The organism is Dactylosporangium sp. NPDC051087 (genome assembly GCF_055586325.1).
Genome location: NZ_JBVJIJ010000008.1, coordinates 1 through 14,211 on the forward strand (window position 1 = coordinate 1; position 14,211 = coordinate 14,211).

The 14,211-nt window shown below is 74.1% G+C and carries 16 protein-coding genes; 9 read left to right on the forward strand and 7 right to left on the reverse strand.

Annotated elements, in window-relative coordinates; genetic code table 11:
* Positions 1–130: 130 nt before the first annotated feature.
* Entirely contained in the window at positions 131–520 is a 390-nt protein-coding gene (locus ACZ6TV_RS16440) for a VOC family protein (protein ID WP_465298005.1), read from the forward strand.
* Between the two features lie 10 nt (positions 521–530).
* On the opposite strand, the gene ACZ6TV_RS16445 is transcribed toward ACZ6TV_RS16440, so the two are convergent.
* The gene (locus ACZ6TV_RS16445; protein WP_465298006.1) at positions 531–941 is read right to left on the reverse strand and encodes a class F sortase; all 411 of its coding nucleotides are present in this window, start codon (positions 939–941) and stop codon (positions 531–533) included.
* A 13-nt stretch (positions 942–954) separates the two neighbouring features.
* Between ACZ6TV_RS16445 and ACZ6TV_RS16450 the strand changes: the two genes are divergently transcribed.
* A complete protein-coding gene (locus ACZ6TV_RS16450) occupies positions 955–1,158 on the forward strand; it encodes a hypothetical protein (protein WP_465298007.1) in 204 nt (67 codons plus the stop codon).
* Here ACZ6TV_RS16450 and ACZ6TV_RS16455 read toward each other — a convergent pair.
* The 3 genes from ACZ6TV_RS16455 to ACZ6TV_RS16465 form a co-directional block, all read right to left on the reverse strand.
* Positions 1,137–1,940, reverse strand: coding sequence for a hypothetical protein (locus tag ACZ6TV_RS16455; RefSeq protein WP_465298008.1), 804 nt, complete (start codon positions 1,938–1,940; stop codon positions 1,137–1,139). The two genes, ACZ6TV_RS16450 and ACZ6TV_RS16455, sit on opposite strands and share 22 nt — an antisense overlap.
* Before the next feature lie 75 nt (positions 1,941–2,015).
* Positions 2,016–3,605 (reverse strand): serine/threonine-protein kinase, encoded by a 1,590-nt coding sequence (locus ACZ6TV_RS16460; RefSeq protein ID WP_465298009.1) that lies wholly within the window; start codon positions 3,603–3,605, stop codon positions 2,016–2,018.
* An 85-nt stretch (positions 3,606–3,690) separates the two neighbouring features.
* The gene (locus tag ACZ6TV_RS16465; protein WP_465298010.1) at positions 3,691–6,471 is read right to left on the reverse strand and encodes a CHAT domain-containing protein; all 2,781 of its coding nucleotides are present in this window, start codon (positions 6,469–6,471) and stop codon (positions 3,691–3,693) included.
* 98 nt (positions 6,472–6,569) lie between these two features.
* Here ACZ6TV_RS16465 and ACZ6TV_RS16470 point away from each other — a divergent pair, with 98 nt between their 5' ends.
* The gene (locus tag ACZ6TV_RS16470; protein ID WP_465298011.1) at positions 6,570–6,980 is read left to right on the forward strand and encodes a hypothetical protein; all 411 of its coding nucleotides are present in this window, start codon (positions 6,570–6,572) and stop codon (positions 6,978–6,980) included.
* Positions 6,981–7,028: 48 nt separating this feature from the next.
* Here the strand turns inward: ACZ6TV_RS16470 and ACZ6TV_RS16475 are convergent, their stop codons facing one another.
* Both ACZ6TV_RS16475 and ACZ6TV_RS16480 read right to left on the reverse strand, forming a co-directional pair.
* Positions 7,029–8,432: a class I adenylate-forming enzyme family protein gene (locus ACZ6TV_RS16475; RefSeq protein WP_465298012.1), complete on the reverse strand. Its 1,404-nt coding sequence runs from the start codon at positions 8,430–8,432 to the stop codon at positions 7,029–7,031.
* 85 nt (positions 8,433–8,517) lie between these two features.
* Entirely contained in the window at positions 8,518–9,603 is a 1,086-nt protein-coding gene (locus tag ACZ6TV_RS16480; RefSeq protein ID WP_465298013.1) for a zinc-dependent alcohol dehydrogenase, read from the reverse strand.
* A 100-nt stretch (positions 9,604–9,703) separates the two neighbouring features.
* Between ACZ6TV_RS16480 and ACZ6TV_RS16485 the strand changes: the two genes are divergently transcribed.
* The 6 genes from ACZ6TV_RS16485 (at position 9,704) to ACZ6TV_RS16510 (ending at position 13,980) form a co-directional block, all read left to right on the forward strand.
* Positions 9,704–10,252, forward strand: coding sequence for a 2-oxoacid:acceptor oxidoreductase family protein (locus tag ACZ6TV_RS16485; protein ID WP_465298014.1), 549 nt, complete (start codon positions 9,704–9,706; stop codon positions 10,250–10,252).
* A gap of 49 nt (positions 10,253–10,301) precedes the next feature.
* Positions 10,302–11,363, forward strand: a complete 1,062-nt coding sequence (locus ACZ6TV_RS16490) for a hypothetical protein (RefSeq protein WP_465298015.1) — start codon at positions 10,302–10,304, stop codon at positions 11,361–11,363.
* A complete protein-coding gene (locus ACZ6TV_RS16495; protein ID WP_465298016.1) occupies positions 11,360–12,130 on the forward strand; it encodes a thiamine pyrophosphate-dependent enzyme in 771 nt (256 codons plus the stop codon). Before ACZ6TV_RS16490 ends, ACZ6TV_RS16495 begins: the two co-directional genes overlap by 4 nt.
* Positions 12,127–12,837 carry a GntR family transcriptional regulator gene (locus ACZ6TV_RS16500; RefSeq protein ID WP_465298017.1) on the forward strand — a complete coding sequence of 237 codons (711 nt, stop codon included), beginning with the start codon at positions 12,127–12,129 and terminating at the stop codon, positions 12,835–12,837. The genes ACZ6TV_RS16495 and ACZ6TV_RS16500 overlap by 4 nt, the downstream gene beginning before the upstream one ends.
* Entirely contained in the window at positions 12,834–13,043 is a 210-nt protein-coding gene (locus ACZ6TV_RS16505) for a 4Fe-4S dicluster domain-containing protein (protein ID WP_465298018.1), read from the forward strand. The genes ACZ6TV_RS16500 and ACZ6TV_RS16505 overlap by 4 nt, the downstream gene beginning before the upstream one ends.
* A gap of 409 nt (positions 13,044–13,452) precedes the next feature.
* On the forward strand, positions 13,453–13,980 hold the full coding sequence (locus tag ACZ6TV_RS16510; protein ID WP_465298332.1) for a carbohydrate binding domain-containing protein: 528 nt from the start codon (positions 13,453–13,455) through the stop codon (positions 13,978–13,980).
* Here the strand turns inward: ACZ6TV_RS16510 and ACZ6TV_RS16515 are convergent.
* Positions 13,953–14,171 (reverse strand): hypothetical protein, encoded by a 219-nt coding sequence (locus ACZ6TV_RS16515; protein WP_465298019.1) that lies wholly within the window; start codon positions 14,169–14,171, stop codon positions 13,953–13,955. The two genes, ACZ6TV_RS16510 and ACZ6TV_RS16515, sit on opposite strands and share 28 nt — an antisense overlap.
* Positions 14,172–14,211: the final 40 nt, after the last annotated feature.

Here is a 14,211-nt window from a genome sequence, read left to right on the forward strand (position 1 = left end):
TAGATGCCTCAAGAACCTCTATCTTTCCAGCTCGCGGGGGCATTGTCGCGTCCGAGATGCCTCCGCCACATCAATCTCATCGGTGGATCAGGGCTGAGCGCTGGCAGAGCGGTGCCGCTAGGGTGGGCCAATGGCGTCTGTCAGGCAGATTCAGGTCACGTTCGACTGCGCGGACCCGGTGCGCGTCGCCCGGTTCTGGTGCGAGGTCCTGGGATATGTCGCGGCGGTCGAGGACGAGCCGGGGGCGGCGTCCGCGTCGTGCAGCGATCCCGCAGGAGCCGGCCCGCGGCTGTATTTCCAGCGGGTCCCCGAGGGCAAGGTGGTCAAGAACAGGGTGCATCTCGACGTCCGGGTCGGCACCGGCCTCGTCGGCGCGGAGCGCCTGGCCGCGCTGGAGACCGAATGCGCACGGCTGGTCGCGCTCGGGGCGGTCCGCGGGCAGCTCCTGGTCGCCGACGAGGAAAACGAGTCGTGCCAGGTGATGCAGGACGTCGAGGGCAACGAGTTCTGCCTCGACTGAGCGGCCGCGGTCAGCGTGCCTCGCGCAGGTCGGCGAACGCCACGATGTTGTCGCGGTAGTGACCGGTCGAGGCGTCGAACTCGCCGCCGCAGGTGATCAGGCGCAGGGCGGCGCGGTCGACCGGGCCGTAGACGGCCTGGGTGGGGAACGCGTCCTTCGGGTGCCGCTCGACCTTGCCGACGGCGAACACCGCGAGGCTGCCGTCGAGGCGGGTCACGGTGACCTCGTCGCCCGGGACCAGGGTCGCCAGGTGGTAGAAGGCGCCCCTGGTGCCCTTCCAGTCGACGTGCCCGGCGAGGACGGCCGGTCCCAGCGCGCCCGGGGTGGGCGCGCCGGTGAACCAGCCGACGGTGCTCGCGTCCGCGGGCACCTCCATGGTGCCGTCGGGCCGCAGGGACAGGCCGACCACCTCGCTGGTCACGCCGAGCCTCGGGATGCTGACACCGACCGGCGGTGAGGACACCATCAACGGCCCGGAGGTCAGCTCGCCGGGGCGGCTCACCGTGGCCGAAGGCGCCGGGGTCGAGGGCCGGGGTGCCGGCTGTGATGCCGGCTGGGGTGCCGAGCACGCCGCCAGGAGCAGCACCGCGCAGAGCAAGGCGGGACCGCGCACGGCTCAGACCTTGCGGCGCCGGTAGAAGGCGACCGCGAGCGTGCCGGCCACCGCGGCGCCACCGACCGAGTAGATCAGCGCCGGGTCCATCCGGTTCCGCGGCAACGACGAGCCGTCGCCGGTCTCGACGCCACCGGCCGGGACCGAGCCGGCGGCCGCGCCGGCGACCATGCCGCAGGTCGCGACGTCGGTCGCCTCCTCCGGGATGTTGGGCACGCCGAGCGACTTCGCGAACGTCGACTCGCCGAGGGCTTCCAGGTCGTACTTGCCGTTGCCGTTCGCGTCGATGCCGTGCTGCACGATGTGCAGGTCCTTGATGTGCTCGATCGTGCCGGCCGGCAGCTGCGCGGCGGGGATCGTGCGCTCGTAGGACAGGTCGCCCTTGGCGTCGGCGGTCGGGAAGCGGTCCACCGCGAGGCCGCTCGCCTTCGTCGTGTCGCCGGTGGTCGTCAGCGAGACGAAGATGTCGCCGTACATCGGCAGCCCCTCCTCGACGCTGAGGTAGCCGTTGCCGTTCTTGTCGTCGGCCAGGGTCGGGCAGTGGAAGTCCGTGCCGCCCGCGGAGCCGTGCAGGTGCTGGGCGTGCGGCGAGCCGGGGGTCATGCCCGTCGACTTCAGCACGATCTTCAGGTCGCCGTTGGCCATGGGGGTGAGCGTCGCGCTGCCCTTGGCACCGGACTTGCCGAGTTCCTGCAGTTGCACCGAGACCGACTCGGCGGCGGACGCGGGCGCCGGTGCCAGGAACGGCACGGTCACCGCGACCGCCGCGACCGGAAGGGCCGCGATGGCGGCTCGTCTGAGGTTCATGAGGGGTCTCCGATCGCTTGACGATGTGACAGGAGTGGTTCGGAGCCGTGATCCGTCCGGATTGGTGCGGAAAGCTCAGCGCAGCTCGAAGCCGGCGGTCACGGTGCGGAAGCCGTCGAGCGCGGCGTCCCAGCCGGCGTCCGGCGCGGTCCACGACACGACGAACCCGCGGCCCTCGCCGATCGCGAAGTTCCGGCGCAGGGTGTGCCAGCGGGTGCCGTCCTCGTCGAACGTGTACTCCCAGTCGGCGCCGCCCTGCTGGTACAGCGCCACGCTGATGGTGACCCGGCGGTACCCGGCGGGCCTGGCCGGCCCGGCGAGCAGCACGCGTTCCTGCTCCGTCCAGTACGCCACCCGGTCCTCGTCCAGGGGCGGCGTCGGGTCGACGGTGAAGCCCTGCCGCCCGGCCGGGTCGAGGAAACACGCGACGGGACCGTCGGTGGCGCGCGCCCAGCCGTCGGGCACCAGGGTGCTGAAGCCGTCCTCGTCCCGCCGGACCCACCCCTGCGCGGCCGCGTCCGTGGCGGTCGCGTCCGCGTCCGTGGCGGTCGCCCCGGAACACCGCAACGGTGCCGGAAAGCGGACCTGCACGGTCGACGGCGCGGCCGGCGGCATGACCGCGGGAGGGGAGGCGTCGCCGGCCGGTCGGGTGGCGGCCCAGGCGCCGGCTCCCCCCGCGGCGAGGAGCACGACGGCGAACCCGGCCACGACCGCCTTGCGCCGCGTGGTCGCACGGATCGCCGTCGCCGCCGCGGTACCGGTGCCGCCGGCCGGACCGGACGGGGCCGCCGGCCGTCGCTGGACGGGGACACGCCACCGCGGGGCGGGTGGCCGCCGCCCGGCCAGCGCCGCCTCCAGCAGCGGCCGAGCTCCGGCGACGGTCAGGCGGTCGCCCGGGTCGCGGCGCAGCAGCCCCTCGATGACCGGCCCCAGCGGTCCGGCGCGCCGCAGCGCGTCCGGCGGCTCCTGCATCAGCGCGGTCAGCTGCTCGATCGGCGTGGCCCGCTCGTACGGCGGGCGGCCCTCCACCGCGAGATAGAGCGTCGCGCCGAGCGACCACAGGTCGGTGCCGGTGCTCGACGCGCCGGCCATGACCCGCTCGGGCGCGACGTACGCGGGCGAGGCGAGCAGCACGTCCTCGCGGGTCGCGTCGGCCCGGAAGCGCTCCTCCTCGAACACCGCCACCCCGAAGTCGCCCAGCAGCGTCTGCCCGTCCTGCGTGAGCAGCACGTTGCGCGGTGTGACATCCCGGTGCAGCACCCCGGCGGCGTGCGCCGCGGCGAGCCCGTCGAGCAACGCCAGCCCGACCTTCGCGGCGCGCTCGACGTCGAGCGGCCCGTCGTCGCGGACGACCGCGTGCAGCGACCGGCCTTCGACGAACTCCATGACGATCCACGGCCGCCCGTCGGCGAAATGCACGTCGTACACGCGGACCACATTCGGATGTTTGAGCCGTCCCGCGGTGCGCGCCTCGCGGATCGTGCGCTCCCAGATGTCGGTGCGTCCGGGTGCCACGCCGGCGACCGGCATGACCTCCTTGACGGCGACCTCACGGTCGAGGATCTCGTCGTGCGCCTGCCAGACCCGGCCCATCCCGCCGCGCCCGACGACCCGGACGAGCCGGTACCGCCCGGCGACGACCTCCGCCGCCACTCCGCCATCCACTGCCATAACCCGGAGTTCGGAGCCGCACCCCGGCCGGATTGGTGTCGTGTTTTCCGTGGTTGACGCGTCGCGGCCGCCGGGCAGGTCACGCGCCCGTGTAGGCGAACGCCGCCCAGAAGTGCGGGTCGCGGAACGGCTGGTCGTCGAAGCCGCCCGGGTCCGTGCCGGGCAGGACCGCGGTCAGCTCGGCGCGGGTCGCGTCGCGCAGCCAGCGCTGGGCCAGGTTCAGCGCGACGGCGGGCGGGTGCCGGGCCCCGCGCCACAGCTGGTAGAAGGCCGTCATCAGGTAGGCGGTCGCCAGGTCGTCGACCTTCCAGGCGCTGGCGACGACGCCGGCGAAGCCGGCCTGCAGCAGCGCCGACGGCAGGCCGACGACCTCGTTCGGGGCGGTGACCTCGGTCAGGTTGGTCTCGCACGCCGACAGCACCGCGAGGCGCCGGCGGCCGGCCGGAAGGACCCGGCGCAGCTCGCCGAGGGTGACGTCCCGGTCGGTGAAGCACAGGCGGGTGTCGAGGATCGCGTGCGGCTCGGCGACGCCGTGGCAGGCGAGGTGCCAGACGGTGTACTCGTCGGCGTTGTCGCGGAACTCGGCCCACGTGCAGTCGTGGGTGACCCTGGTCCCGGGCGACGGCCAGCGGCGGGCGACGGCGTCGGTCTCGTGCGCGACGTGCCGCAACGGGATGCCGCCGGGGCTCGCGGGCGCGTCGACGGCGAGCAGCCGCAGCGGCCGCCGGTCGAGGTCGCGGGCGAGGTCCTGGCAGCGGCGCAGCCCGCGGGCGTTCGGCGCGTACCGGATCGCCGAGTAGCGCCCCGCGTGGCCGGGCGTGTCCGGGTCCCCGGCGGCGTGCAGCGGCAGGAGGCTGAGCAGCCCGACCGGGACGAGCGTCACGACCGCGCCGCGCGCCTTGTCGAGCAGCAGGTCCCGCATCCCGCCGTCCCACAGCGTCCGCAGCACCTCCGCGAGTGGGTCGGCGGCGGCCGCCACCGGGTCCGCGTCCCGCACCGCCGCCGCGCCCCGCACGGCCTGGCCGGACCGTGTGGTGCCGACGAGCGCGGCGACGGCGGCCCGGTCGAGCTTCGGCAGCTCGACGAACTGCGGGTCGTGCCGGGCGGCGACGACGAGGGCGTAACCGCCGGCCTTCGCGGCCGCGATGTACAGCAGCGCGCCGTCGCCGGTCGCCGCGGTCACGGCCGGGTAGTCGACGGCGGTGACCTGTTCGCCGCCGAACGTCCCGGTGAGCGCGATCGCCCGGCCGGTCTCCAGCGCGACGACGGCCTCCCGGTATCTGCGGCTGCGCGCCAGCCAGTACCCGGCGTCCTCGATGTGCTCCTGCGCGGCGGCGAGGACCCGCTCCCGGGCGCGGGTGCCGGTGCGCGCCGCGGCGTCCAGCGGGATGAGCGCGACCAGGTGCCGGTAGGCCTCGGCGGCCAGCTCCGGGTCGCCGGTGCCGACGGCCCAGCCGACCCATGCCGTGGCGAACCGGGCCCGCTCGACCGCGGTCGGGCAGGACGCGACGGCGTCCGCCCAGGCCCGCCGCCGGCGCTGCGGGGTGCCGCGCCCGGTCAGCGCGTCGTGCGCCGACAGCGCCTCCTGCAGCACGATCCGGTCCTCGACGCCGGGGCGGCGCCACGGCCGGCACCGCCGCCGGGCCAGCCGCACCGCCTCACCGACGTCGGTGCGGCCCGACCCGCGCCGCAGCAGCAGCCGGGCCAGGTCCGTGTCCGCCGCGGTGGTGGACCGCCACCGGCGCAGGCCGAGGTGCCGTCCGGTGCGGCAGTCGGCGATCCCGGCGTCCAGCGCGGCCGGGTCGTGCAGCGTCCGCACCCGGCCGTGGGTGGCGTAGATGACCGGGCGCAGGTCCATGCACAGCTCGTCGGTCGCCTCGGCGGCCAGGGTCAGCTCGTCCATCGCCTGCCGCAGCGCGCCGCCCAGGACGAGTTGCCGGGCGCGCAGCAGGTGCAGCAGGCTCGGTGCGCCGCCGTCCGCCGCGAGCCGCCGGACCATCGCGTCGAGGGCACTGGGATCGTCGTGGAGCTCGGCCGCGTCGAGGGCGCTGTCGGCGCCGGCGGCGGCGCCGACGACGAGGTGGACCGGTGGGAGGCGGTCACCGACGGGGCCCGGTGAGCGACGCGTGCCCTCGATCGCGCCGGTGGTGGCGTGCAGGGTCCGCACCAGCCGGATCCGGCGGAACCCGTCCTGGTGCGCGGGCGTCAGCACGTCCTCCGCGCGCGCCGCGACGTCGCGCATGAGACGGTCGATCTCGGCCTCGAGCGGGTGCCCGATCGACGCCTCGCGCTCCAGCAGGCCGCTGCAGGCCGCCACGAAGACGCGCGCGTCGGTCCGGCGGCCGTTGTCGTTCTCCAGGTCCCGGGTGTCGATCCGTGGGTACCAGGCCCGCAGCTCGGGCACCGCGCCGTCGAGGTCGTCGGCGAGCGCGGCGAGGAGCACCATCTGCCCGATCGCCGTAGTGACCCACCAGTCCTCGCCGTGCTGCCACTGCCGCTGCCGGGTCTGCCGGAAGCCGTGCCACGCCGCCCGCGCCGCCGCGCCGTCACTGCGGAGCCAGGCGTCCTTGTAGGCCCAGATGTGCAGCTTCAGCTCCGCGGCGGTGCGCTGGTACCAGTCTGCGTTCGTGAGGTCGCGCCGGATGAGGTGCACCTCGGCCTCGTGCGCCCACGGCTGCTCGAAAACGGGGTCGGTCGGCCCCCCGCACTCCGGGCACGGAAACGGCCACCGCTCGGGTGGGGAGTCGTCGTCGCCGGTGAGGCAGTGCTCGTTGTGGCAGCGCCAGCCGGCCACCTGGGCGTCGGGCGGCGGCTGGTAGCCGTACGACGTCCGCGGCGGTGCGCTCCGGCGGGTCCACATGCCTGCGTCCTGACGGACGGTCCGTCAGGAGCGGGCATGAACGATTCGCGGATCGAGTTCGAGACGAAGATGTCCGTCACCGCCGCCCCGTCCCAGGCGTGACGGTGGGATGGCTGCGAAGGACGACCGGGTTCCGGTTCCCCGCCGACATGCCGCGGCGGCTCGAACTGCTCGGCCGGTTCGAGATGGACCACGCCGGGTCCGGCGTCGACCCGACCGAGGTCTACCCGACCTGCATCGCCCCCTTCTACGAGCGGGCGAAGGCCGACCCGCAGGCGTTCGTGTCGGCGCTGCTCGCCGTGGTCCGCGACGACACCGGCGGCTTCGTCACCTACGGCGCGAGCTGCCTCGTCGTCGAGCTGCTCGGCATGGACCTGAAGCTCGACGAGGCCCTGGAGCTGCTCGACCGGGCCATCGCCGTCAAGCACGACCGCGGCCTGCCCAGCGCCGCCCTGAAAGGCTACGAGTGGACGCGCTGGCTCGCCGTCCACGGCCCCGGCACCTGGTGACCCGGCAGGTCACAGCACCAGGTCACAAGAGCAGGTCACAAGAGCAGGTCACAGCAGCAGGTCACGGAGGCGGCCGCGCTGGATCTGGCCGGTGGCCGGGGTCCGGGGGATCGACGCCGCGGTCGCGACCCGGCGGGGCACCTTGAAGGTGGCGAGCCGGCCGTCCACGTGGGACCGCACCTGCGCCACCGTCGGCGCCGGGCCGTCGGCGGGGAGCACGAAGACGGCGCAGACCACCTCGCCCCACTGCGGGTCCGGGAGGCCGACGACGGCGACGTCCAGCACGCCCGGCAGGTCGCGCAGGGCGTGCTCGACCTCGGCGGGGCCGACCGACTCGCCGCCGGTGCGGATCACCTCGCGGGTGCGGCCGGTCAGGTACAGGTAGCCGTCGTCGTCGAGCTGGCCGAGGTCGCCGGAGCGGTACTCGCCGGTGAGCGGGTCGGCGCCGAGGTAGCCGTTCATCACCGCGGGCCCCGTGACGCAGACCTCGCCGTCGGGGGCGAGCCACAGCGCGTTCGGGGTCGCGGCCCGGCCGACGCTGCCGGGTCTGGCGGCCAGCTCCCAGTCGTGCAGGGCCGCCATCCGGCCGGCCTCGGTGGAGCCGTACAGGATGGTCGTCGTCGTCCCGGGCAACCGGGCCTTGATCCGCTCGACGAGGTCCAGCGCGACGCTGGAGGTGCCGGTGTCGGCGTGCAGCAGGGAGCGCAGGTCGGCGGTGCGGTGCTCGCGGTCCAGGAGGCGCTCCCAGACGGCCGGGATGCAGTAGAGCGCCGAGGGGCGGCGGTGCTGGACGACGTCGATGACCGAGGCGGCGTCGGCGCGGCGGACCAGGTGCACGGCCGTGCGGTGCTGCCAGGCCTCCATCACGTAGTGCCAGCCGCCGTAGTGGTACAGCGGGAACGTGCACACGACCCCGCCGGGCCCGCGCAGCCCGCTGGTGAACGTGCCGCCGCCGGGAGCGGCCCGCAGCCAGCTGGCGCGGTGGCTGACGAGGGCGCCCTTCGGCGTGCCGGTGCTGCCGCTGGTGAGGTAGACGATGTGCGGCGCGTTGTCGTCGACGGCCCGCCGGTCGAACGCGGCCGACCCGTTCCGCAGCGTCTCATGGTGTACGCCCGGCGCCGCGAACGCACGATCCGTCAGGACGAGCCGGGGGTCGAGGTACTCCCGGACCGCGTCCCGCTCGTGCTGGGGGAGGGCCGGGTTCAGCGGGGCGAACACCGCGCCGAGCCGGGCGCACGCGACGAACACGTCCAGGACCCGCAGGGTCGGCGCGGCGCACCACAGCACGACGTCCCCGGCGCCGACCCCGAGCCCGGCGAGCGCGTTGGCCGCCCTGTTCGCGGCCACGTCGAGCTCGGCGAACGTGAGCGCGTCCTCACCGAGGGTGGCCGCGGTCTGCCGGGGCACGGTCAGCGCGGCGAGGGTGACGATGTCCCCGATCAACAAGCTCATGCCGCCACCTCCGCTGCGCTCCGGCGTCGGCCTGAGCCGAAACTGAGCCCATGATGATCAGCCCTCCGCTGCGCTCCGGTGCTGCTCATGCGCGGTCCCATGGACCGATCATGACCTGGGCGGGGCCCAGTGCGCCGTGCGATGTCTTGTCCCGGGTGATGTCGAGGGCCTTGGGCAGCGCGTCGACGCCCTCCAGGCGGTGGGTGATCAGGCAGTCGACGTCGACGTCGCCGCGGGCGATGAGCCGCAGCCCCTGCTCGAACGCGCCGCTGCCGGGGGAGTAGCCGCCCGCCCCGGACCGTGGATGCAGCAGTGCCACCGCCCGCTCCCGCAGCAGCCCGAGCGGCGCGGGAGCCGTGCGCGGCAGGACCGCGACCATGACGATCCGCCCGCCGCGGCGCACGCACCGGGCGGCGAGGTCGAGCGTGGACGTGCCGGCGAGGCCGGCGCCCGGCGTGCCGCCCGCGGTCTCGAAGACGACGTCGGCGCCGATGCCGCCGGTCGCCTCCAGGACGGCGGCGTGCACGTCGTCGGCCGCGTCGATGACGACGTCGGCGCCGGCGGTGAGCGCCAGCGCGCGTTTCGCGGGGCTGCGGCCGGTCACCATGACGAGCCCGGCGCCGCCGTGCCGGGCCACCTGCGTGTGCAGCACCCCCATGACGCCGGCGCCGAGGATGAGGACGCTGTCACCGGGCCGTACCTCGGCGATCGCGTGCCCGTGCAGCGCGCCGGCCAGCGGCTGCACCGCGGCGGCCTGCGACGCGGTCACGCCTTCCGGCACGGGCACGACGGACTTGGCCGGGACGGCGACGCGCGAGGCGAACGCGCCCGGTCTGGTGAAGCCGAGCACCCCGGGGGACGGGCACGCGTCCGGCCGGTCCCGGCGGCACGCGGCGCACACCCCGCAGGCGGCGGTCTCGACCGCCGTGACGAGGGTGCCGTCGGGGAGGGTGCCGGCGAACTCGTGACCGCCGAAGCGGGTCGGGCCGGCGGCGAGCCGGGCGGCGAGGACGTCGTGCATGGCGACCGGGTCACCGGCGATCAGCATGCACTCGGTGACGCTGGGCTGGACGCAGGCGACGTCGATGACGACCTCGTCCGGTCCGGGGTCCGGGTCGGGGACCTCCTCGACGGTGGTGTCGCCGAAGCCGTGCATGACCAAAGCCCGCATCTCGTGCTCTCCTCGCGGCCGTGCTTGACGGTGCGATCAGATTTTGTATTCAATATTCAAATCTCGTCAAGGGTGCGAGGCTCGGCAAGGGAGGACGCGGATGGAGCGGGAGCTCATGGTCACCGGGGTCGGCGGGCAGGGCATCCAGCTGCTCGCCAAGACCCTCGCGCTCGCCGCCACCCGCGAGGGGCGTTACGCGATGCTCGCGGCCGACTACGGCGGCGAGATGCGCGGCGGGCCGTCCAAGGCCGGTGTCGTCATCGGCGACGCCCCGCTGAAGGCGCTGCCGATCCTGCCGTCGGCATGGTCGGCGATCTTCGCCCACCACCGCTTCGCCGAAGGGGTCGAGGACCGGATCCGGCCGGGCGGCATCGTCGTGGCCAACGTCCCGCTCGTCGATCCTTCCGGGTTCCGCCCGGACCTGCGGGTGTTCGCCGTCGACGCGATGGGCACCGCCAAGTCCGTGGAGGCGCCGCAGGCGTCCGGGTTCGTCCTGCTCGGCGCGTACAACGCGCTGACCCGGCTGGTCCAGCCGGCGTCGCTGACCGCCGCGATGGAGGAGCTGCTGCCGCCGTACCGGCGCCAGCACGCACCGGCGAACGCCCGCGCCCTGGAAGCCGGCGCCGCGACGGTGGAGGTCAGCGCATGAGTGTCAGGTGTGGCTCGGGCCGACGCCGGAGCGTAGCGGAGGTGGCGGCATGAGCCTGGAACTGCTCGACGGCGGCGCCGCCATGGCCGAGGCCGCGATCGCCGCCGGCTGCCGGTTCTTCACCGGCTACCCCATGTCACCGTTCACCGGCCTGCTCGAGGAGATGTCCCGGCGGCTGCCCGCGGCCGGCGGCGTCTGCCTCAACGCGGAGAGCGAGATCGAGGGCGTCAACATGACCCTCGGCGCCGCCGCCGCGGGGGCCCGCGCCGCCACCGGCTCCTGCGGGCAGGGCATCGCGCTCATGCAGGAGGCGATCGCCGAGGCCGCGCTCAACGAGACGCCGTTCGTCGTGTTCAACCTCGCCCGCAACCAGCAGGACTACTTCCAGGCGACCCGCGGCGGCGGCTGGGGCGACTACCGCACGATCACCCTCGCGCCGAAGGACATCCCCGAGGCGGTCGAGCACACCCAGCTGCTGTTCCACCTCGCCGACAAGCACCGCGCGCCCGTCATGCTCTACGGCGACCCGCTGCTCGCGCAGACCCGGGTCGGCGTCGACGTCCAGCCGCTCGACTTCGGTCAGTTGCCCCCGAAGGACTGGGCCCTGGACGGCACCGGCGGCGGCACCGGCAACAGCCGGCAGATCTGGACCTGGGCGATGGGCAAGGCCAACGCGCCCGGCCTCGGTCCCGACGGGCACTGGCGGGCGATCGCCGACAAGTTCGACCGCATCGCCGAGCTGGAGCAGCGGCACGAGGAGTCCATGGTGGACGACGCCGAGACGGTCGTCGTCGCGTTCGGCACCGCCGCGAAGTTCGTCGAGCACGTCGTGGACGGGCTGCGCGCGGAGGGGCACCGCATCGGCTGGTTCCGCCCGGTCACGCTGTGGCCGTTCCCCGGGGCCGCGCTGCGCCGCGCCACCACGGGCGCCCGCAACGTCCTCGTCTTCGAGCTCAACGCCGGGCAGATGCTCGACGACGTGCGCATCCACGCCGCCGACCGCGACGCCGTCCGGTTCGTCGGCGGGGTCAGCATCGCCGAGTCCGGCCTCTCCTACGGCCCGCTGCTCGACGCTCCCGTGATCCGCGACCGAATTCTGGGTGCAATATGACCATCGACACGTCAGGCCCGCCGGTGCTGCCCGCGAAGCTCGCCGCCGACTTCAAGCCCAGCCTGCTGCTCGGCGAGCACTCGCTGTGCCCCGGCTGCGGCGAGCCCGTCGCCCTGCGGATCCTGCTGGAGGTCCTGCAGGAGCTGGACATCGTGCAGCGCAGCATCGGCGTCGTCGGGCATGGCTGCTACGGCAGCTTCGTGCGCATCATGGACGTCGACGTCCTGCAGTGCCTGCACGGCCGCGCCCCCGCGTGCGCCACCGGCATCAAACGGGTCAGGCCCGGCGTCGCCGTCTTCACCCTGCAGGGCGACGGCGACATGGCCAACGAGGGCCTGCAGGAGGTGCTGCACGCCGCCGCCCGCGGTGAGAACATCACCTGCGTGATGCTCAACAACGGGGTCTTCGGCGACACCGGCGGCCAGCAGACCGCCACCACCGTCCTCGGCCAGCGGACCAAGACCAGCATCGAGGGCCGCGATCCTGGCACGCACGGCTACCCGATCCCCGTCGCCGACCTCGTCGCGTCCCTGCAGGGCGTCGGCTACGTCGCCCGCGGCGCCGTCTCCACCGCCGGTGGTGTCCTGCAGGCGAAACGCATGCTGCGCAAGGCGTTCCAGACCCAGCTCGACGGCGGCGGGTTCAGCCTGGTGGAGATCCTCACCATGTGCCCCACCGGCTGGTTCGTCCCGACCGCCGAAGGCCCGACCTACCAGCAGGGCACGATGGAGCAGACCTACGGCATCGGCGAGCTGGTCACGCGATGAAGCTGGAGCGCGCCAACACCAGCGAGGCCGTGGCCGCGCACGTGCTGGACCTGCTCTTCGCCGGGCAGCTGCGCAGCGGGCAGCGCCTCGACCTCGACGAGATCGCGTCCACGCTGGGCGTCAGCCGGGTGCCGGTCCGGGAGGGCCTCATCCAGCTCGAACGCGACGGCCTGGTCGAGCGCGCCCACTACAAGCGGGCGTTCGTCGCCGAGTTCGACGACGCGACCGTCCGCGAGGCCTTCGAGCTGTACGGCATGCTCAGCGCCCTCACCAACCGCAGGGTCGCGGCGCTGCGGGATCCCGCGGTGGTGGAGGAACTGGCGAAGCTCGACGAGCGCCTCGCCGACTGTGAGGACCCGAACGAGTTCGAGTCCCTGGCGCGGGAGTTCCGGCGGGTCGTCAACGTCGCCGGTGCCCGCAACCACCTGCGGGCGCTGCTGCGCACGTTCAGCGGGCTCGTCCCCGTCGCGGCCCGCTTCTCCATCGACGACGCGCTGCCCGCCGAGCGCGCCGCCCTGCACCTGGAGTTCGCCGCCATCCGCGACGGCGACCCCGACGCCGCCGGCGCCGCGGCCCTCGCGCACCTGCGGCTCACCGCCGACAACGCCGTCGCCGCCCTGCGCCGCCGGGGCGTCTTCGCACCATCCGGTGTGGACGGTCCGGAGTGGACGGACGCGGCGGCCGTACTGAAGGGAACACGCCCATGAGCCGCGGCACCCTCGTCATCGACGGCGACAAGTGCAAGGGCTGCGAGCTGTGCCTCGCCGCCTGCCCGCCCAACGTGCTGACCATGTCGGCGACCGTCAACGAGCAGGGCTACCGGTATCCGGAGCTGCACGACGGCTGCACCGGCTGCACCGCCTGCCAGATCGTCTGTCCCGACTACGTCATCGCCGTGTACCGCTTCACGTAGACCTGCCCGGCCGGTCGTCGTGATGTCGGCGGTCGCGGTGCCTCATGCCGGGCCCGCGGCTGCCGAAGTGAGGGGCATGGCGGGTGGGCGGATGCGCAGGCGGGCGGTGACGACCGGCGGGTTGGCCGCCGTGCTCGCCGTCGCCGTGCTGCGGCCCTGGGGCGTGTCCGCCGCCGCGTTCAGCGGTGGCACGAGCAGCCCCGGCAACCGTCTCACCGTCGGCTCGCTGACCGCGCCGACCGCGCTGACCCTCAACGCCACCTGCGCGGGCAGCACGCCCAGCGTCGGCGCCGCGTGGACCGCCGGGGCCGGTGGGTCGACGCCGACCGGGTACCGGCTGCAGCGCCAGCTCTCCGGCGTGACGCAGAACACCGTGCAGACCGCGGCGACGAACGCGACGGACACCGGCATGACCAACGGGCAGACGTACACCTACAGGGTCTTCTCGTACCTGTCGGGCTGGACGTCGGCCGCGGCCACCGGCACCGTCGCGGTGAACTGCGCCACCGCCAACCTGCTCACCAACCCCGGGTTCGAGACCGGCACCGACGCCGCGCCGTGGCGGATCGACACCACCGGCAACATGGCGGCGACCGTGTCCTCACCGGTGCACCAGGGTGCCGCCGCCGTCCGCGTGCCGATCAGCGCGCAGCTGTACACCACGGTGTCGGTCACGGCGAACACCTCGTACACGTTCTCGGCTTGGGCGTACACCGCGCCCGGCACCGGCTCCGTCAGCGCACTGCTGAAGGTGATCAGCGGCGCCAGCCTCTACGGGCCGACGACCCTGGGCAGTGTGCAGGGCAGCGGCACCGCCGGGACATGGAGCCAGATCTCGGTGGCGTTCAACTCCGGCGCGGCGACGACCGTCACACTGGCCATCGGCACGGGCACGGCGACCTACGACGTTTACGTCGACGACGTCAGCCTCAACTGAGCGGCCCGCCTGCCGAAACAGTACGGCATGACCACGCTGCACGCCCTGCTCCGGCCGTTCGCCGTGGGTGTGCTGGGCTTCGTGGTCAGCATGCTCGCCATGACCCTGGTGCCGATCGGGCTGGGCTGGTCGTCCTCGGTCGTGCTCAGCGGCTCGATGCGCACGGCGATCGCGCCCGGTGACGTCGTCATCAGCGCCCCGGCCAGGCCCGCCGACCTCGTGCCCGGCCGC